Annotated in this window: 20 protein-coding genes and 1 pseudogene; 8 read left to right on the plus strand and 13 right to left on the minus strand. The window is 72.4% G+C overall.

Annotated elements, in window-relative coordinates; all coding sequences use genetic code 11:
* Window positions 1-125: 125 nt before the first annotated feature.
* Both AB0F03_RS13265 and AB0F03_RS13270 read left to right on the plus strand, forming a co-directional pair.
* Window positions 126-311: pseudogene (locus AB0F03_RS13265) on the plus strand (UTRA domain-containing protein); the annotation flags it as partial.
* Between the two features lie 437 nt (window positions 312-748).
* On the plus strand, window positions 749-1,228 hold the full coding sequence (locus tag AB0F03_RS13270) for a hypothetical protein (RefSeq protein ID WP_361990030.1): 480 nt from the start codon (window positions 749-751) through the stop codon (window positions 1,226-1,228).
* A 116-nt stretch (window positions 1,229-1,344) separates the two neighbouring features.
* On the opposite strand, the gene AB0F03_RS13275 is transcribed toward AB0F03_RS13270, so the two are convergent.
* From AB0F03_RS13275 to AB0F03_RS13295, 5 genes are all read right to left on the minus strand, one after another.
* Complete coding sequence (locus tag AB0F03_RS13275; protein ID WP_361990033.1) at window positions 1,345-1,857, minus strand: hypothetical protein; 513 nt, start codon at window positions 1,855-1,857, stop codon at window positions 1,345-1,347.
* Window positions 1,858-1,917: 60 nt separating this feature from the next.
* Window positions 1,918-2,415, minus strand: coding sequence for a hypothetical protein (locus AB0F03_RS13280; RefSeq protein ID WP_361990036.1), 498 nt, complete (start codon window positions 2,413-2,415; stop codon window positions 1,918-1,920).
* An 80-nt stretch (window positions 2,416-2,495) separates the two neighbouring features.
* Window positions 2,496-3,800, minus strand: coding sequence for a hypothetical protein (locus AB0F03_RS13285; protein WP_361990039.1), 1,305 nt, complete (start codon window positions 3,798-3,800; stop codon window positions 2,496-2,498).
* Between the two features lie 98 nt (window positions 3,801-3,898).
* Entirely contained in the window at window positions 3,899-4,285 is a 387-nt protein-coding gene (locus AB0F03_RS13290) for a hypothetical protein (protein WP_361990042.1), read from the minus strand.
* A 177-nt stretch (window positions 4,286-4,462) separates the two neighbouring features.
* Complete coding sequence (locus AB0F03_RS13295; protein ID WP_361990045.1) at window positions 4,463-4,819, minus strand: DUF4333 domain-containing protein; 357 nt, start codon at window positions 4,817-4,819, stop codon at window positions 4,463-4,465.
* Between the two features lie 721 nt (window positions 4,820-5,540).
* Between AB0F03_RS13295 and AB0F03_RS13300 the strand changes: the two genes are divergently transcribed.
* Window positions 5,541-6,503, plus strand: a complete 963-nt coding sequence (locus tag AB0F03_RS13300) for a D-2-hydroxyacid dehydrogenase family protein (RefSeq protein WP_361990047.1) — start codon at window positions 5,541-5,543, stop codon at window positions 6,501-6,503.
* Between the two features lie 84 nt (window positions 6,504-6,587).
* Here AB0F03_RS13300 and AB0F03_RS13305 read toward each other — a convergent pair whose 3' ends face one another.
* Window positions 6,588-6,800 (minus strand): hypothetical protein, encoded by a 213-nt coding sequence (locus AB0F03_RS13305; protein WP_361990050.1) that lies wholly within the window; start codon window positions 6,798-6,800, stop codon window positions 6,588-6,590.
* Window positions 6,801-7,012: 212 nt separating this feature from the next.
* On the opposite strand from AB0F03_RS13305, the gene AB0F03_RS13310 reads away from it, so the two are divergent.
* Window positions 7,013-7,336 carry a chaplin gene (locus AB0F03_RS13310; protein WP_361990053.1) on the plus strand — a complete coding sequence of 108 codons (324 nt, stop codon included), beginning with the start codon at window positions 7,013-7,015 and terminating at the stop codon, window positions 7,334-7,336.
* Between the two features lie 80 nt (window positions 7,337-7,416).
* Here the strand turns inward: AB0F03_RS13310 and AB0F03_RS13315 are convergent, their stop codons facing one another.
* The 7 genes from AB0F03_RS13315 to AB0F03_RS13345 all read right to left on the minus strand — a co-directional run bounded on the left by AB0F03_RS13315 (window position 7,417) and on the right by AB0F03_RS13345 (window position 11,575).
* Window positions 7,417-8,283 carry a tyrosinase family protein gene (locus AB0F03_RS13315; protein WP_361990056.1) on the minus strand — a complete coding sequence of 289 codons (867 nt, stop codon included), beginning with the start codon at window positions 8,281-8,283 and terminating at the stop codon, window positions 7,417-7,419.
* Window positions 8,267-8,761, minus strand: coding sequence for a tyrosinase family oxidase copper chaperone (locus tag AB0F03_RS13320; RefSeq protein ID WP_361990058.1), 495 nt, complete (start codon window positions 8,759-8,761; stop codon window positions 8,267-8,269). Before AB0F03_RS13320 ends, AB0F03_RS13315 begins: the two co-directional genes overlap by 17 nt.
* A 212-nt stretch (window positions 8,762-8,973) precedes the next feature.
* Window positions 8,974-9,561 carry a vitamin K epoxide reductase family protein gene (locus AB0F03_RS13325; RefSeq protein WP_361990061.1) on the minus strand — a complete coding sequence of 196 codons (588 nt, stop codon included), beginning with the start codon at window positions 9,559-9,561 and terminating at the stop codon, window positions 8,974-8,976.
* Window positions 9,558-9,713, minus strand: coding sequence for a hypothetical protein (locus AB0F03_RS13330; protein ID WP_361990064.1), 156 nt, complete (start codon window positions 9,711-9,713; stop codon window positions 9,558-9,560). Before AB0F03_RS13330 ends, AB0F03_RS13325 begins: the two co-directional genes overlap by 4 nt.
* Before the next feature lie 160 nt (window positions 9,714-9,873).
* Window positions 9,874-10,161 carry a hypothetical protein gene (locus AB0F03_RS13335; RefSeq protein WP_361990067.1) on the minus strand — a complete coding sequence of 96 codons (288 nt, stop codon included), beginning with the start codon at window positions 10,159-10,161 and terminating at the stop codon, window positions 9,874-9,876.
* A 177-nt stretch (window positions 10,162-10,338) separates the two neighbouring features.
* A complete protein-coding gene (locus AB0F03_RS13340; protein WP_361990069.1) occupies window positions 10,339-11,166 on the minus strand; it encodes a hypothetical protein in 828 nt (275 codons plus the stop codon).
* A gap of 169 nt (window positions 11,167-11,335) precedes the next feature.
* Window positions 11,336-11,575, minus strand: coding sequence for a chaplin (locus AB0F03_RS13345; RefSeq protein ID WP_361990072.1), 240 nt, complete (start codon window positions 11,573-11,575; stop codon window positions 11,336-11,338).
* Between the two features lie 213 nt (window positions 11,576-11,788).
* Here AB0F03_RS13345 and AB0F03_RS13350 point away from each other — a divergent pair, with 213 nt between their 5' ends.
* Genes AB0F03_RS13350 through AB0F03_RS13365 form a run of 4 tightly spaced genes read left to right on the plus strand, consistent with a single transcriptional unit; the run spans window position 11,789 to window position 16,434 of the window.
* Window positions 11,789-12,325, plus strand: coding sequence for a hypothetical protein (locus AB0F03_RS13350; protein ID WP_361990075.1), 537 nt, complete (start codon window positions 11,789-11,791; stop codon window positions 12,323-12,325).
* 54 nt (window positions 12,326-12,379) lie between these two features.
* Window positions 12,380-13,651 carry a glycosyltransferase family 4 protein gene (locus AB0F03_RS13355; protein ID WP_361990078.1) on the plus strand — a complete coding sequence of 424 codons (1,272 nt, stop codon included), beginning with the start codon at window positions 12,380-12,382 and terminating at the stop codon, window positions 13,649-13,651.
* Window positions 13,648-15,069, plus strand: a complete 1,422-nt coding sequence (locus AB0F03_RS13360; RefSeq protein ID WP_361990080.1) for an exopolysaccharide biosynthesis polyprenyl glycosylphosphotransferase — start codon at window positions 13,648-13,650, stop codon at window positions 15,067-15,069. The genes AB0F03_RS13355 and AB0F03_RS13360 overlap by 4 nt, the downstream gene beginning before the upstream one ends.
* Window positions 15,070-15,072: 3 nt before the next feature.
* Window positions 15,073-16,434 (plus strand): O-antigen ligase family protein, encoded by a 1,362-nt coding sequence (locus AB0F03_RS13365; RefSeq protein WP_361990083.1) that lies wholly within the window; start codon window positions 15,073-15,075, stop codon window positions 16,432-16,434.
* Window positions 16,435-16,919 lie beyond the last annotated feature (485 nt).

The following is a 16,919-nucleotide window of genomic DNA, read 5'->3' on the forward strand; positions in this document are numbered from 1 at the left end:
TCAGGGACAAGATCAGCAGACACCCACCAGATCCTGCCGACCCAACACACAACCGCCAAGCCCCACAACGAACTTCATTCTGAAACGATCAGTAAGCACTTGGCCAACGAGTACGGGGCCACAACCGAACGAGGGCTCGCGTGCCAGTTGCGTGGGAGGCGTCGCTCCTGGGCATCCAGAAGGCCGCTCTCGTCACGCACATCCGGCGTACGTACTACAGCGACGAGGGGCGGCCCGTGGAGACGGCTGACATCGTGGTTCCCGCCGCTCACCGCGAGATCGTCTACGAGGTCCCGGTCAACCGTCCGTAGCGGCCGACCTGGGGGACCCGAGAAATCAGGCCGGCGGGTGTCGTCGCGCCTACTTTCGGCGTCGGACGTACCAACCCGCCACCAGCACGATGAGGATGCCAACGACGAAGGCCCATAAGGTCGTTGCCCCGTGGTACGAGCGATAGCCAGTCAGAGCGAGCATGTTCAAGCGGATACCCCAGGCGTGCGGCTTCAGCCGACACGCGTCGTCCGCCCCTCTGCCGAATGCGTGTCGAAGGCGCCGCCACCGACTCCTTTCTCGCGGCAGTGTTCATCCACTACTCGACTCTCGCGGCAATGTTCATCCACTACTCAACGAAGAGGTCGTGGGTGCAATGCTGCGCCGGGATGGTGCGGAGCCGGGTCGGACCACGGTGCCCGCTTTCCGCGGTGCCAACCACTGGTGCCGGCGCGTTCGTCGAGCCAAGCTGCGGCACATGGACTGGATGCCGCTTCTCTCCACACTGACCGGTGCCGTCATCGGCATCACAGCCACTTCGCTCGCCGATCGCAACCGGTGGCGGCGGGAGGAGGCCAGGCATGCGTGGGAAGTGAGGCGCGAGGTGTACACGGAGTACGTGTCCGCCCTCAAGGCGGCGGGAGAGGAGATGCGGGCCGTCGCCTTGGGTGATCACATGTCCGAGGCGGCGCGTGACGCGGCCGTGAGGGAGGCCGTCCGTGGCGCCGGCCTCTACACAGCCAGTGAACGCCTCTGGCTCGTGGGTCCGCCGCAGGTCGTAGCGGCGGGCAACGAGGCGTTCCATGGCCTGCGCGCGATACGCGACGCTTACGCCCGGGGGGTGGCGGTCGGCTCCGCCGAGGAAGCGTCCCTGGTAGGAGCGCGTCGTACGGCCATGGCTCGGATGCGTCGTCGCATGCGTGAGGATCTGGGTTTCGGGCCCCTCGGGATCGAGTGACCTCACCGGTACGTACAGTGCCTCGGCGGCGCCGGTCGCGGGGTCGTCCTTGGACCGCGCGGCCGGACACCCCGCTCGCTGTGACGACACGGCAGGGGGCGCCGTGGCCGGTGGCCTCACAGCTTGCCGAAGACCACTCCCCGCCATGTCCAGCCGGACTTGAGGACGGTGTCGCGCAGTGGCTCGCGCATCCGGGCGCTGTCGAAACGGAAGGTCTCCGTCGCTTCGACGTGACCGTCGGCCCCGCGCCCGATGGTCCACTGGCGGCTGACGGTCCGGCTCGGTCCGCGCGTGTACTCCGATGTCACCTGGAGCCTCGTCGGGGTTCCGACCCGGCTGAGCTCCCACTGTTCCTCGAGAGCGCGCACCTCGCGCTCCTTGTGGTCCAGCCGCATCCGGATCCGCACCGCGTGACTGATCTGGGACTGCAGGAAGATCTGCTGCCAGGCGGGCTCCGTCAGCCGCCACTCCGCCAGCAGGTGGCACTGCTCACCGCCGCCGTACCGGATGACGTAAGGCACCTCGGGCTGGTTGAGGCCGAGCAGCGCCGACCGCAGTTCCTGCCCCGGGACCGGCGGCACCCCCTCTGGCGGGTGCTGGGTGCCGGTCAGCTTGTCGAAGAGTCCCATGGGGTCAACCTACGAAGGGCGGTGCCGGCGGCACAAGCCTCGCCCGCTGCCTGTGAACCGCTACGGTGTCGCGCCCTCACCCGGGCGAACGCTGCGCACCAGGTCCTGGAAGTCGTCCAGCAGGACGGGATGCTGGGACGCGGTGGAGGTGAACATCAGACGGACCACGACCCGCCGGTGCGGGTCGTCGACGTCGAGCATGGAGAAGTACGCCTGCGACTGGACGAGGTCGTGGCACCGCCGGTCGGTCACGACCGAGAAGGCCAGGGTCTGTGTGAGGCCCGGCGCGTCCGCGGAGCCGGTCTCCCGGCGGTCGGTGACCATGACCGTCGCGACGGACCTGCCCATGACCTCCACCGACTCGTCGGCGATCTCGGGGAGCGTCGCCGGGTCGGGGCGGTACTCGCCGTCGACGGTGATGTTCGCGGTGAAGCCGGCGTCCGACGGCAGATGGACCGCGACGAACGCCGCACCGGGAGCGCCGACCTCGTCCGGGGGCGCGGCTCGCCAGCCTTGCGGCACGTCGAATCGGATCGGGATCGGCAGGGTCGTCGACATTCCGGGGTTTCCTTCCTCCGACGGCGCACCCGTGGCGGCGGGCCACGCGAGCGCCGGTTCGGAGCACGTAGAAAGGGGGATCAGAACACGCTGGTGACCGCATGCCCGAACGAACTCGCACCATGGCTGACGGCGCCGGCCAGGTCACCAGCGGTGTCGGCGACCTTGCCCGGGTCGACACTGAAGTCGAAGCCCAGCTCACCACCGAGGGCGGGAGAGAGACCCACCTTGGTACTGAATTTCCACACGCCTTCGTTGTTCTTGCCGAGGTCCAGACTGGCTTCGGCGCCAGGGCCGGTCCAGCCCTCGGCGGAGAAGCCCGCCGAGACCCCTCCGACGTCCGCGCCGATCTCGCCGCCGCCCTTGGCGCCCGCGAAGGCCTCGCCCCCCAGGTGTACGCCCTCTCCGCCGACCCCCGCGTCGACGTCCGCCTCGGCCCCCGCCATGCCCTCGGCCTTCGCGGAGACGCCGACCGGGCCGGCACCGACGCCGCCTTCGGCGGAGCCCTCAAGCCCCGCGAAGGCGCTCGCGTTCCCTTCCACGCCGTTCTGCGAGACGCCGCCGCTGGCGGAGCCCTTGGCGCCGGCGTAGGCCTCGGCCTTTCCGTCGAGTTTCCACGGCCCCCTGGTGAGCGATCCCTCGGCGCTCGCGCTGCCCAGGTCGGCGTGGGCCTCCGCCTCGCCGAGTTTGCCGGATCCGAAGTCCGGCCCCGTCGCACTCGCCCCGACACCGGGGCCGGACGTCTCGGTCTTGCCTTCGGACTTCCACCCGTCGGGCTGGGTCCGGGCGGCCTCTCGCCGGGCCTCGTCCTCGTACGTCTTGATGTCGCCGTGGGCGTGACCGTTGAAGCCGGTGAGCGTGCCGTCACTGAGGTCGGAGTCGAGCACCACCCGGGTGAGGGCGTTCTCGACCTCGGCGTCGGTGTCGCCCGTCTCCTTCACCAGCCGATCGATCTCCGCCTGCCAGGAGGTGACGGCCTTGCCGACGGAGTGCTGGTAGTCGGGGTCGTGGTGCAATGCGTTGCGTTCACCGTCGGACAGCTTCGTGGTGTCGTACGAGACCACGCCTCCCTCGGAGACCGCCATGCCCGCCTTGACGGCGTCCGCCCGGGCGGACTCCAGTTTCTTGCGGAGGCTCGTGAAGTCCGTGTGCGCCTCACGCAGCAGCGAGGCCACCGCCTTCGCCTCGACCTGCGCGGCCTGGAACTGCTTGAGCGTGACGTTGAAGCGTCCGTTCGCGGCGTCCGCGCTCAGCCCCGACCAGCCCGGAGACAGGGTGATGCCGTAGACGTCGCGCCGGTAGGCGGTCTCCTGCTTGTTGAACTCTTCCGCCATCCCGTCCCAGCGCGCCGCGGCGGTCGTGAGCGCGGACAGGTCGGTCGTCATGATCTCGTGATAAGTCGGCATGGGTTCCCCGTTGTCATCGCCCGGCTGTCTGCGAGTTGCGGCCGTGGTGCGGGACCGGGCCGCGTGGCACCGCCCGGTCAGTACCCGTTGAGCGCCGACACCGAGTTCGTCTGGGAACCGACCTGCACATCCGTGCCCTGCAAGGTGGTGTTGGTGCTGCGCAGGGCCGCCTTGTCCGCGGCGAGCATGTTCATCAGGTTCGTCACCTGCTGTCCCCAGGCCGTGTGCGCCTTCTTCAGCGCCCCCGAGGTGTGCCAGCCGTCGTGGAGGGCCTTGACCGCCGCGTCGGTCTCCGTGTCCGCGTGGTCTCCGGCTTTACGGGTGTCGGGCTGGATGTGCTGCTCGATGGCGTTGGCGGCGGCCTGTTTCTGGGCCGGTGTGGAGACGAGCTTCTGCTGACCGCCGATCAGGCCGGGTGGAGCAGGGGAGCCTCCGGGATCGCCCGGTATCTGGTTCAGTCGCATCCCGACGGGCTGTGCCGTCGCTGAGCTTCCCGGTTCCGTGCCTGCCACCAGCCTTGCCTCCCGTGTCTGCCGCTGTCCGGCGCCGGCGTGGCGGACGCCCCCGTCGCAACGATCCGCTCGTACCGTAGCGCCCTGGGCCGAATAGGCGGATCCAACCCAACTAGTGCTGAGGAAAGGCTAGTTAGGCACCGGGGATGCCTTGTCGTCGGCCTTGAAGTCGTAGTGGATCCGGCCGTCGCTGACGGAGGTGACCTTGACCGTCACACCCAGGGTGCTGCCGTCGTCCGCCGTGAGCGTGCAGCGCGAGGTGGTGCCGACCTTGCCGACGAGGTCCTCGGGGCAGGAGACGTGCGGCTTCGGCTGCCCCGTGGCGGCGGCGAGCTTTTCGGAGAGCGTGCCGGAAAGCTTGTCCGCGGACAGCTTCGGCGGCGTGGACTTCTTGACCTCGACGGAGGACGAGCAGCCCAGGAGCAGCGTGCTGGCCGCGACGGCCGCGAGGATCGACAGGCCTGTGGTCGTGCGGGCTTTGAACATCGTGCACTCCTGGTCGGCTGGTCAGGGCTGGAAGACCCGAAGAGCATACTGGCGGGATGCCGTGGACATGCCGAAGGGGACGGCCCATGGCGGCCACACGGTTCCCCGGTCACACGGATTCTCCATATGCCTTCACGTCATCGACGGAAGAACGTCTCACCACAGCCGTTCGCCCAGGTCAGCATGGGAGCGGCCGGGCCGAGACGGTGGTCGTGCCGTTCAGTCGCGGGGAAGGGCCTCCTGGTCCGACCGCGTATGCCCCGCGACCCCGGAATCGACCCCGTGCCACGCCGACGGTCCGCCCGGTGCGCGTACGAGGTGATCCTGTGAGGGATCGAGGGAGTGGCGAGCCGCGCTGTACGAAGCTCTCATGTGCCTCGTACAGCGCGCCGTGTACCTGCCGGAGTTCGTCCGGATTCGTCGGCTGCCGGCCATGGGAAGGGGATCGTGAACCCCTCGATCGCGTCGCAGATCCGCTCGGCCGACGCCATGGCACCCTTGCCAGCCAAGGACATCGATTGCGGAGCGGCATGGAACGGCCCCGGACGACGGCGGGTGCGCGTCTGTCCACGAAGGCCTCGCGCAGCGGCGCCATCCGCCATCTCGGACCGGAAGGCGACCCCTTCCGGCCGCAGCTCCCGGAGGCACTGCCCGTTCGGCACACCTGTGGTGAGGCCCGTCGTGGACAGTCGTTAGAGTCGTTGCTCGGGAGGGAGACGACGTGCGACTTCGCTGTGTGGTGCTGGACGACTTCCAGGGGGTGGCCACCGAGTTGGCCGACTGGTCGGTGGTCGGGGAGCGGGTGGAGGTCGTCTCGCTGCGCGAGCACCTCGGCGACGAGGACACCCTCGCCGCGGCCCTCGCCGACTACGACATCGTCGTCACCCTGCGCGAACGCGTCCCGTTCCCCGGTTCACTGATCGCCCGTCTCCCCCGGCTGAAGCTGCTGGTCGCCTCCGGGATGCGCAACAGCGTCATCGACTACGCCGCCGCCGAGGCGCACGGGGTCGCCGTGTGCGGTACGGCGAGTTCCAGTACCCCGCCGGTCGAGCTGACCTGGGCGCTGCTGCTCGGTCTCGCCCGGGGCATCGTCCAGGAGAGCACGGCCCTGCGGGGCGACGGGCCCTGGCAGTCGACCGTCGGCGCCGATCTGCACGGACGCCGGCTGGGTCTGCTCGGGCTCGGGAAGATCGGCGGCCGGGTGGCGCAGGTCGGGCTCGCGTTCGGGATGCGGGTGAGCGCGTGGAGCCAGCACCTCACCGAGGAGCGCGCCGCCGCGGTGGGGGTGGAACTCGCGGATTCCAAAGAGGAGTTGCTTACTGCTAGCGACTTCGTTTCCGTCCATCTGGCCCTCGGCGACCGTACCCGCGGTCTTCTCGGCACCGCCGAACTCGCCCTGATGAAGCCGACCGCCTACCTCGTCAACACCTCGCGCGCGGCGATCGTCGACCAGGACGCGCTGCTGGCGGCGCTGCACGAGGGCCGGATCGCGGGCGCCGGCATCGACGTCTTCGAGGTTGAGCCGCTGCCCGCCGGCCACCCGATGCGGACCGCGCCCCGTCTCCTCGCCACACCGCACCTCGGCTATGTCTCCCACGCCAACTACACGACGTACTACGGCCAGGCGGTGGAGGACATCCGGGCCTGGCTGGACGGCTCGCCGGTACGCCGGCTGCCCGGCTGAGACCGACGGCAGCACCGTGGACCGCCGTGGCGTCGGTCGTCCCGTGGGGGACGGGTCGACCGGGCTCCGGCCGGGGCGGTTCCGTCACGTGCCGACCGGATCACGGCACCCTGTTCGCAGCCCGAGCAGTGCGAGGGCCGTGGCCTTCGCCGGGAGACCGGCAGCCCCGGCGACCTCTTCGGGGCTCCGGGCGCCGAGCGCCACCGCGGCGAAGGCGCGCAGCCGGCCGGTGTCGGCGAGCAGTCCGATCAGCTGCCGGGACCGCTCGCGCGCGTCGGGGAGGTTGTCGTTGTCCATGGCCGGAGGGTAGGTGAGCCGCCCGGGCCGGTGCTCGCGGTCAGCGCCGGAGCCGCGTGCACGCCGCGCCGGCCCGTCCGCCGCAGATCTGTTGCCGTTGAAAGGGTGATCCCCGGCTGATCACCGTGACCAGCCCCGCGTGACGCCGTTGAACGGACAGTGCGGCGGCTGGTCTGCCGCCGCGCTATCCGAGCTACCAAAAGGAGAACGTGATGTCTCGCATCGCGAAGGCGGCCGCTGTCGCTCTCGGCACCAGTGCCGTGGTGATCAGCGGGGCCGGGCTGGCCCTGGCCGACGCCAATGCCGAGGGCGCGGCCGTCGGCTCCCCCGGCGTCCTGTCGGGCAACGTCATCCAGGTTCCGGTCCACGTGCCGATCAACCTCTGCGGCAACACCGTCGACATCATCGCGCTGCTGAACCCGGCGTTCGGCAACGTCTGCGTCAACGGTCACGAGAGCAAGACCGCCAAGACCGCCAAGACCGCCAAGACCGTCAAGACCGTCAAGACCGGCCTCGACGGTGGCTACGGCGGCTGAGCCGACCGGCACCCCCGGCAAGAGCCCCGGCACTCCGAGCGCCGGGGCTCTTCCCGTGCCCGCCTCACCGGGCGGGCACCTCACGCGTACCGGTAGATCCGGCTCATGTCCTCCAGCTGGTCCGGTGTCTCGTCCCACGGCGGAAGCTTCTCGTGCCGGGCGACGACCCGGCCGTGCTGGGTGTCGGTGGCCCGTGGCGGCTCGGCCGGCAGGTAGCGGTGGTCGCGGTGGGTCCGTTGCCAGCGGTACCACTGGAGGTCGACGAAGGCGTGGTGCAGCCAGAACACCGGGTCGTTCACGGACGCGCCGCCGAGCATCACGCCGCCGACCCAGCGGTGCACCCGGTTGTGGTTGCGCCAGGAGGCGCTGCCGGAGCCGGTCCCCCAGCCCTCCAGTTTGTTGCGGAAGCCCCTGCGGACGGTGGAGTCCCAGGGCCACGCGTCGTACACGGGGTCGTCGAGCGCCTCCTGGAGTTCACCGCGGGTGGGCAACTCGATGGGGGCGGCGGCCCGGCCCAGGTCCCGGGTGAGGAACCGGCCGTCGGTGACGCCCTCGCGGACAGTCCAGTGGCCCGCCGAGTAGGCGAACGGACCGCTGGTCACCTGCTGGTCGGAGCGCCTCCCGTTGCCGCCGAGGAGGTCCCTCGTCCAGGGCACGGAGGCCGACGTGCGGTTCCGGGTCCAGTCCCAGTACGGCACCGTCACCGAGGAGTCGACGCGGCGCAGCGCCCGCTCCAGCTCCAGCAGGAACCGGCGGTGCCAGGGCAGGAACGACGGCGCCATGTGAGCGCTGCGCAGGCCGGTGTCGCCGTCGGTGGTGTAGAAGTCGATGTGCATGCGCACGAACTCGTCGTACTCCCCGCGCCGTTTCAGCTCCAGCAGCGCGTCGACGAACCGCCGGCGCTCGGTGCCGGTGAGTGTGCTGACGTCCTTACGCACGTACGCCATGCCGGTCTCCCCTGTGCGTGTGGTCGCCCGGCCGGCTGTCCCCGACCGGTCCCGGTGCCAGGTCGCGCAGCCGCCGGCCGGGGCCGAGCCCGTCGACGGCCGCCCGGGCGGCCTCCAGGGGCGTGCGGTACGACGTGTAGTGGTCGACCATGCTGAGCCAGGTGCCGTCGGCCCGGCGCATCAGGTGCAGCGGACGGCTGTCGATGGTGATCCGCCAGTCGCCACCGACCGCTCCGGGCCCGGCGGCCGGCATCAGGACGCCCTGGATGCGGCGGCCCCGGTAGGTCTCGTCGAAGCCACCGCCCCCGATGCCGCCGGCCGGGGAGGTGGGCCGGGACGCGGCTACGACCGGGGCGAGCGCCAGAGTGGCGGCGGAGGCGAGCAGCCCCCGCGCCAGCTCCCTCCGCGAGGGTCTGCCCGCCCCAGCTCCGGCCTGCTGCTCCGCACCGGCCACCACGCCACCGACACCGACGACCATCGCTCGCTCCTCCTCCGGGTCCGGATGTCCTACCCGATCAACCGGCGAGGAGGGCGCGGGGTCACCGCGGAGGAGCCATACGGGGAGTACGGGAGTACGGGAGCAGGGGGCGTACGGTCCGTTCGAGTCGGCCGCGGCGGTGCCCGTCGGGGGCACCCGGCGTCGGCAGCGGGCAGCTCGGCACCGGCGGAAAGGACCCGGTGCCGTGAGAGTCAGCTCGTCCAGAAGTCCCACCAGCGGGTCAGTACGAGCATGCCGACCACCCCGATGTGCAGGACGGGAAGCACCCAGGTGAACTCGGCGAAGAACGCCGTGAGCCAGTGGGGGGCGGGCAGGAATCCATGGCGCACGCAGACGGATGTCACGTACCAGAACAGGATGATCGTCGCGATCCAGGCCAGGCAGCACCACAGGCACAGCGCGTTGATCCGGTACAGCGACTCGAACTGGAGCCAGGACACGAAGCCGACTCCGAACAGGCAGCCCGCTTCGAACAGCAGCCAGTACCAGCCGGGGAAGCGGGCCCCGGCGAGCAGGCTCACGCCGGCGCAGAGCACGATGCCGTAGGCGACCAGGCCCAGCATCGGGTTGGGGAACCCGAAGACGGCGGCCTGGTCGCTCTTCATCACGCTGCCGCAGGAGAGCACCGGGTTCAGGCTGCACCCGGGGACGAAGTGCGGGTCCTGGAACAGCTTGAACTTGTCCAGGGTGATCACCCAGGAGGCCGACACCCCCGCCGCCCCCGTGAGCACGATCAGCAGGGCGAGCCCGCGGCTCGCGCCCGCGTGCCGGCCCGTCAAGCGCGCAGGCTGCGCGCGGGCAGGCGGTTCGTGGCCTTCGGGGCACCCGCGAACCCGGCCGGTGTCTTCCCGCTGGCCGGCCGGCGGGGGCCGGTCGAGGGGCGGATGCGGGGGGTGCGGAAGGGGCGGGTTCCGCTCGATACCGAGGTCATGGCGCGACCGTACCGAGGGGTCGCGGGGCTGCCCGGCCGCTCTCACCCGTCCGGAGCAGTGCCCGGGGCCCCCTCCACACGATCGGGGTCCCGGGCCCGGGCAGATACTCCGAGGGCCGGTCCCGCGGGTGCGGTACCGGCCCGTTCGGTGCGGCGGCCGTCAGTGCCGCACCGGCAGACCGCCCAGCAGCCCCTTCCGGTTGAGGCTCGTGGTGGCGCCCTTGACGCCGCTCAGCACGGAGTCCTTGTTCTCGGTGTCGAGCGCGTCCGACTGGTGCTTGAGCGGCAGCAGATCGTTGACGGTGGGCGGGTGCCCGGCGACGTGGGCGAGCCCTTCGTTGACGCTCATGGGCGGCAGGTGCTGGGCGTCGTAGGCGAACGCGGGCGCGGCGACGCCGGCAAGGGCGACGGAACCGGCGACAACGGCGGCGGCCTTCAGGGACTTCATGGTGTTCCTTTCCTCGGCAACTCACGTCGCCCCGGGGATTGTGACGCCCTGCCTAACGAGGTCCGGCCGGGGCGGAAACCCCGCGCCGAGAAGACATATGAGATCCCCTTGGAGCCGGCGGGGAGTGTCCGGCCCCCGTCGGCGGGCGACCGTCCGGTCGGCCGGCAGGCAGGCCGGTCAGCCGGTGGCGGCCAGGCTCGGCGTCGCCGGGAGGGACGGCAGGGCGGGCAGCGAAGGTAGGGAGTCGATGCCGGGGGCGGGGATGTCGCTGCTGAGAAGGGTTGTCCCGAGCAGGTCCTCCAGTCCGGACACCACGTCGTCGGCGGACGACAGGAGCTGGTCGAGGTCGCCGATGACCGCCTGCACCAGATTGTCGATCGCGGTCCGGAGAGCGGAGAGCGCGTCGTCCGTGAGGTCGCGGGACGAGGACTGCTTGCCGTCGTCGGCCCTGACGTGGGTGGCAGGCTCCCCGGCCTGCGGGGACGCGGGTTCGGCGGTCACCGGAGAGGCGGCGGCCGAGGCCGAGGCAGCGGCCGACGGTGAGGAGGGGGAGGCGGCGGCCGAGGGGGAGGCGGGGGACGCGGGCTTGACCACCTCGGCGGGTGATGCGGGAGCCGTGGGCGTGGCGGACTTCGCCGGGGTCGCGGGCGAAGCGGGGGACGCGGGGGACGCTGATGTCGCCGGGGTGGGGTCCTCGGCGGCCTTGGCGATGGCCTTCTTCGCCGCTTCCCCCAGCCTTCTGGCCTCGCCGGCGGGCAGTCGGCCCTTCTCCAGCGACCGGTTGAGCAGGTCGACGACCGGGTCGAGGACGGAACCGGCGGCGCCGAGGGCCCTCACCTGGGCGAGCAGCCTCTCCCTTTCCGCCTCCGGGCCGGGCACCCGGGACACGGGGTGGCCGTGTCCATGTGCCGTGTCGGCGGCGACAGCGACGGGGCCGATGATGCCGACCAGGACGGCCGCGCAGAGAGCGGTGGACGCGAGACGCCGGGCAGGCAGATCACGCATGAGTGTTCCTTTCGGTGAACAGTGGGACTCAGCCCACCGTCAGTTCGCCGAGAGCCGGCCGCAACCGCTCACACACGGAACGTGATCTGTCCGGAGTAACACAGAACCGGCCGGCCGCGCCGCGACGGATGCGCGGGCGGCCGGCCGGTCGAAGGGTTGCGTCCCGGTGTCAGTCGTTGACGCAGGTGTTGGCGAACGCCGGGTTCAGGAGACCGATGACGTCGACGGTGTTGCCGCAGACATTCACAGGGACGTGGACCGGAACCTGGATGACGTTGCCCGACAGCACGCCCGGCGAGTTGGCGGCGACGCCGTGCGCGGCGGAGTCGGCGGAGGCCACACCGGCACCGCCGGCAACGGCCGCGACGGCGGCGGAGGTCAGGACCAGGCCCTTCGCGATACGCGACATGGAAGGTACTCCTTGAGATCGGCACAACATCCGGGCGGAATGCCCAGCGCTGTGTCAACGCGCCGCACTCCCCGGGGTTGTGCCGCCAATGGAGTGATGCATGAGGAGAGATGCCCACACGATTCCGACACAGTTGCCCGTTTTCTCCATATTGGTACAGATGTCGCTAGAGTTGCGAATCTCTCCAGTACGTGCGAAAGGGCACCGCCGGCCATGCGCAAGTTCCTGGGTCCGCTGCCGTGTACGACGGCGGGCGCCCTCGCTCTCGCCGTCCTGTCCGTCCCGGCCACCGCCCGGGCCGGCGCGGACACCCTCCATGCCTCCACCGACGTGACGCGGCTGATGCCGGACAGCAGTTCAGGGCTGTACACCGTTGCGCGGCTCGCCGTCGCGCGGGGCAGGCCGGCAGTCGGAACGGGCGGACGCGTCGGCCCGGTGGCGTACGACGGTGACCGGGGACGCGCGGGTGACGCGCTCACGTTCTCCGCGGGGCACCGGCGTACGCCTGTCGCACTCCGCCACCCCGCGAGTCCCACGGACGGCGTACCGAACCCCACGATCAACGAACCGGGTGCCGTACGGGCCCGGCAGGTTCCGGCCTACGCCAACGCGCCCGGACACCAAGCCGACTTGACCGATCTCGGCCCGGCTCCGCGGCACCGCGGTGACCGGCCGGCCCTCGGGCTCGTTCCCCACGCGGACGCGGCGTGGGCCGGCGCACACCTCGTCGCCGTGGACGCCCGGTGGTGAGACGCGTTCAGACCGCAGTCCCGAGCGCCCCCCGGTGAGCGAGGAAACCCGCGAATGCACCAGCCAGCATCCGACCCACGCCCCCGGGTCCTGCACCTCGCGCAACCCGTCGACGGCGGGGTCGCCCGGGTCGTGCTCGACCTGACGCGGGCCCAGCTCTCGACAGGTCTGCGGGTCACGGTGGCCTGCCCCGGTGGTCAACTGGCCGCGGATCTACGGGACCTGGGCGCCGACGTACGGCAGTGGCGAGCGGGGCGGTCCCCGGGCCCCGGTCTGCCGGGCGAGGTCCGGCGGCTCGCACGTCTGGTCGACGACGTGCGGCCCTCGCTGGTGCACGCGCACAGCGCCAAGGCCGGGCTCGCCGCGCGGCTCGCCGTCCGCGGGCGCACTCCCACCGTGTTCCAGCCGCACGCCTGGTCGTTCGCGGCGGTCGGCGGACTCACCGCGGTGCTCGCCCTGCGCTGGGAACGGTGGGGGGCGCGCTGGGCCCACCGGGTGGTGTGCGTGAGCGAGGCGGAGCGTACGACAGGCGTACGCGCCGGGGTGCGCGCCGCGTACACCGTCATCCCGAACGGCATCGACACCACCCGCTTCTCCCCGGCTCCTCCCGAGGGCGGGGCGGCCCCCTCCCTCCCACCGCAGCTCCCCGACGGCAGCAAGGCACCCGGGCCGCCCGTACCCGGCCACGTGCGCCGCACAGGCCCGGCCGGTGACGCGGACGGCACCGAGGCGGCGCCCCTCGTCGTCTGTGTGGGACGCCTCTGCCGCCAGAAGGGCCAGGACGTGCTGCTGCGCGCCTGGGAGGACGTCCTCCGCGCGCTGCCGCGGGCCCGGCTGGTGCTGGTCGGCGACGGCCCGGACCGTGAGGCCCTGCGCCGGCAGGCACACCCCGGCGTGCACTTCGCCGGCGCCGTCACCGACGTCGTGCCCTGGTACCGGGCCGCGGACCTGGTGGTCCTGCCCTCGCGCTGGGAGGGCATGGCGCTCGCCCCGCTGGAGGCGCTGGGCTGTGGCCGGCCCGTCGTACTCACCGACGTCGACGGCGCCCGCGAGAGCCTGCCGCCCGCCCTCGCCGCGCGCTGCCTGGTGCCACCGGAGGATCCGGTGGCGCTGGCCGGCGCGGTCACCGGTCTCCTGTCCGATCCGCCGCTGCGCGCGGCGCTCGGCGCCCAGGGGCGCCGGCACATCCTGTCCACACACGACGTACGGCACACCGCCGGACGGGTCGCGGCCCTCTACCGCGAACTCCTCGTCCCCGCCCCGGTGGCGGACAGCGGAACAGCCCGGCCCGTGTCCTCCGAGCGCAGGGAGTCCACCCACTCGTGACTGCGGAAAGCACCGTCCCCTCCCCCGGCGCGCAGCCATGGGACCACGGATTCTCACCGGTCTCGGTCCTCCCGGCCCGTGCCGCCGGCAGCTTCCGGTTCCCGCTGCGGCGCCCGCCCGCACGGCCCGCCTCGCCGCTGCCGCTGCTCACCGCCGACCTGTCCGCCGCGGTGGCGGGCGCGGTCTCGCTGGACGAGGTCGCCGGCCGGCCCGCGCTCGTCGGCGTCCTGGTGGCCGGCGCGCTGCTGCTGCGCCCGCCCTCCGCCCGGCCGGTCCCCGGCATCCTCGATGAACTGCCCACGGTGTGCGGACGGATCGCGGTGATCTGGCTCGCGCTCGCCGCCGTGGTCGCCGCCCGCGATCCGGAACGCGCCCTCGCCCTGCACACCCTGCTCCTCGGCTGGGCGGCGCACGCGGCGGCGGCATGCGCGGGCCGGGGCGCGGTGCACTGGAGACGGCGGTCCGCGCTGCTGCGCCGGCCGGTCAGCGCCCTGGTGATCGGGCCGGCCGTGACCGCGCAACGGGTGGCCGCCGCGCTGCTCAGGCACCCGCGCTGCGGGGTGCGGCCGGTGGGCGTGGTCGCGGAACACCCGGACGGCACCGGCGGCCTGCCGGTGCTCACCACTGGCGACGAGGTCGAGCGGGCCCTGGTCCAGAACGGGGTACAGGCCGTCCTCACCGTCGACCCGGCCGCGCGCACCGACAAGGAACCGCTGCTGCGGGCGCTCGCCGAGTCGGGCTGCACGGTCTGGGAGGCGGACGCGGAATCCCCGGCGTACGAGGTGCGCGACCAGCTCGCCGGGTTCGCCGTGCGCCGCCTGGACCTGGGCACGGGGCGGCGGACGCTCATCGGGAAGCGGCTGCTGGACGTGCTGGTGTCCGGGACGCTGCTGGCGCTCGTCAGTCCCCTGCTGCTGGTGTGCGCGGTGGTGCTGCGGCTCACCGACGGGCCCGGGGTGGTCTTCCGGCAGGAGCGCATCGGCAAGGACGGCCGCCCCTTCACGCTGCTGAAGTTCCGCACCCACCGCCCGGTCGACGAGCACGAGGCGGCCACCCGGTGGAGCGTGGCCGGCGAACGGAGGATGAGCCCTTTCTGCCGGTTCCTGCGGCAGACCTCGCTGGACGAGCTGCTCCAGCTGTGGAACGTCTTCTGGGGTGACATGAGCCTGGTCGGCCCGCGTCCCGAACGGCCTTACTTCGTGACGCAGTTCAGCCAGGCCTACCCGGGTTACGCGGCCCGGCACCGCATGCAGACCGGCGTCACCGGGCTCGCCCAGATCAACGGGCTGCGCGGCGACACCTCCATCGAGGACCGGGCCCGCTTCGACAACGCCTACATCGACAACTGGTCGCTGTGGCAGGACGTCTGCATCCTGCTGCGCACCGCCGCCGCGCTCGTGCGTCCGACGGGGAGCTGACCGATGGCCCTCGCCCTGCCGCTCGACCGCCCCGTGCGGCTCTCCCCGGTGCTGCCGGTGGTGGCCGTGGTCGCCCTGCTCGCGCTGCCGGTCACGCCCGGCGGCGACGGCGGCGCCGGGCCCGCCGACGCGCTCTCCGCGCTGGTCGTCGTGGCCTGCGCGGTCCGCCTGCTGCGGGCGCGCCGCCGCCCGCTCACCCCGACCGCCGCGGTGGTCCTCGGCCTGCCGGTGGCCGGGTTCGCGCTCGCCGCGCTGCACGCGGTGTCACCCGGTGCCGGGATCACCGGCCTGGGCCGCTACCTCCAGGTCTTCGTGCTGGTCCCGGCAGCCGTCGTGCTGCTCGTCCGCGACCGCCACGACTTCCGGCTGCTGGCCTGGTCGTTCGTGGCCCTCGCGGGATGGCAGGGGGCGGTGGGCGTGCACCAGTACGTCACCGGGACCGGGGCCTCCTACCAGGGTGAGGACGTCCGGGCGGTCGGCACCTTCGGGGTGACGGACGTGATGGGCATGGCGACGGTGGTGGCCTTCGGGCTGGTGTGCGCGGTGGGGCTGGCGCTCGGCCGGACCGCGGCGCGCGAGCGTGTGGTCGCCGTCTGCTGCGCGCTCGCCCTGGCCGTCCCCCTCGCCCTGTCCTTCAGCCGGGGCGCCTGGATCGCCACCGTGGTCACGCTCACCGTCCAGCTGGTGCTGTCCGGGCTGCGGCGGGCGCTGCGGGTGGGGGCGGCCGTGGTGGCCGTGGGCGTGGTGCTGGTGGGCGGGTTCGGGACGGGTACGGCCATGCTCCAGGAGCGGATCGACAGCATCGGCCAGGTCACCGACGCGCCCGACCAGTCGGTCACCGACCGGTACACGATGTGGGCTGCGGTCGGCGACATGTGGCGCGAGCGCCCGCTGACCGGCGTCGGGCTGAAGGGGTTCCCCGAGTACCGGGACGCGTACGCCTCGCTCGGGCTGTCCTCGGGCAGCGACACGGAGGGCGCGGGCGCCGCCTTCCGCCGGCAGCCGCTGTTGTCCCCGCACAACATGTACCTGCTGGTCCTCGGCGAACAGGGCCTGATCGGGCTGCTCTGCCTGGCGGGCTGCTGGCTCGCCCTGCTGGTGTGCGCCCTGCACGGCCTGTGGCGAGCCCGCGCGGCCGGCGGCCGGGGCCTGGACTGCGCCCTGGTCGCCTGCGGGCTGCTGGTGTGGCAGCTCGTGGACTTCGCGTACGCCGACATCGGCGGCCCGTCGACCGTGCTGACGGCGGTGTGCTTCGGCCTGGTCGCCTGGTGGGCTCTGGGCGGCGCCGACCGGGTCGGCTGCGACGAGCGCACCGCCGTACCGGCGGGACGGGGAACGGTGACGGGTGAGGCGGCCCTGCGATGACGACGACACCGCTCCGTCGGCCCCGCACTCCGTCGCAGTGGCGGAGGCCGACACCATGACGACCCCCACAGCCGGCGGCCCCCCGGACCCGGAGACGGCCACCGCCCAACAGCCGACGACACGCACGGGCCGGGGCCCGGGTCCCGACCCGGTGAGCGGCCCGGCACCGGGGAGGGTGGTGAGTCCGGGTGCGGAGGCCGGTGCGGCTCCCGCCCCGGCGGTCGGTGCGTGCTCCGGGCCGGGGGCCGGTCCGGCACCGACATCGACAGCGCGTTCGGGACCGGGTACGGAGGCCGGGACGGCGCCGGCAGGGCGTACCAGGGCCGCGGCCTGGCCGAGAGCCGGTACGGCGCAGAGGCCCACGGTGACGCCCGACGTGGGGACCGGTTCCGGGACCGGGGGCGTGTCCAGACCCGCGGTCATGTCGGAGGCCGGTGGTGGCAGGACCGCCCTGCCGATGGCGCGGTCGGCCGTGCCCCACCCGG

Source organism: Streptomyces sp. NPDC028722 (assembly GCF_040637655.1).
Classification (GTDB): Bacteria; Actinomycetota; Actinomycetes; order Streptomycetales; family Streptomycetaceae; genus Streptomyces.

Coding starts and splice junctions, on each gene's coding strand:
- AB0F03_RS13270 (WP_361990030.1), top strand. CDS start 749: ATGGACTGGATGCCGCTTCTCTCCACACTGACCGGTGCCGTCATCGGC.
- AB0F03_RS13275 (WP_361990033.1), bottom strand. CDS start 1,857: ATGGGACTCTTCGACAAGCTGACCGGCACCCAGCACCCGCCAGAGGGG.
- AB0F03_RS13280 (WP_361990036.1), bottom strand. CDS start 2,415: ATGTCGACGACCCTGCCGATCCCGATCCGATTCGACGTGCCGCAAGGC.
- AB0F03_RS13285 (WP_361990039.1), bottom strand. CDS start 3,800: ATGACGACCGACCTGTCCGCGCTCACGACCGCCGCGGCGCGCTGGGAC.
- AB0F03_RS13290 (WP_361990042.1), bottom strand. CDS start 4,285: ATGCGACTGAACCAGATACCGGGCGATCCCGGAGGCTCCCCTGCTCCA.
- AB0F03_RS13295 (WP_361990045.1), bottom strand. CDS start 4,819: ATGTTCAAAGCCCGCACGACCACAGGCCTGTCGATCCTCGCGGCCGTC.
- AB0F03_RS13305 (WP_361990050.1), bottom strand. CDS start 6,800: ATGGACAACGACAACCTCCCCGACGCGCGCGAGCGGTCCCGGCAGCTG.
- AB0F03_RS13310 (WP_361990053.1), top strand. CDS start 7,013: ATGTCTCGCATCGCGAAGGCGGCCGCTGTCGCTCTCGGCACCAGTGCC.
- AB0F03_RS13315 (WP_361990056.1), bottom strand. CDS start 8,283: ATGGCGTACGTGCGTAAGGACGTCAGCACACTCACCGGCACCGAGCGC.
- AB0F03_RS13320 (WP_361990058.1), bottom strand. CDS start 8,761: ATGGTCGTCGGTGTCGGTGGCGTGGTGGCCGGTGCGGAGCAGCAGGCC.
- AB0F03_RS13330 (WP_361990064.1), bottom strand. CDS start 9,713: ATGACCTCGGTATCGAGCGGAACCCGCCCCTTCCGCACCCCCCGCATC.
- AB0F03_RS13335 (WP_361990067.1), bottom strand. CDS start 10,161: ATGAAGTCCCTGAAGGCCGCCGCCGTTGTCGCCGGTTCCGTCGCCCTT.
- AB0F03_RS13340 (WP_361990069.1), bottom strand. CDS start 11,166: ATGCGTGATCTGCCTGCCCGGCGTCTCGCGTCCACCGCTCTCTGCGCG.
- AB0F03_RS13345 (WP_361990072.1), bottom strand. CDS start 11,575: ATGTCGCGTATCGCGAAGGGCCTGGTCCTGACCTCCGCCGCCGTCGCG.
- AB0F03_RS13350 (WP_361990075.1), top strand. CDS start 11,789: ATGCGCAAGTTCCTGGGTCCGCTGCCGTGTACGACGGCGGGCGCCCTC.
- AB0F03_RS13355 (WP_361990078.1), top strand. CDS start 12,380: ATGCACCAGCCAGCATCCGACCCACGCCCCCGGGTCCTGCACCTCGCG.
- AB0F03_RS13365 (WP_361990083.1), top strand. CDS start 15,073: ATGGCCCTCGCCCTGCCGCTCGACCGCCCCGTGCGGCTCTCCCCGGTG.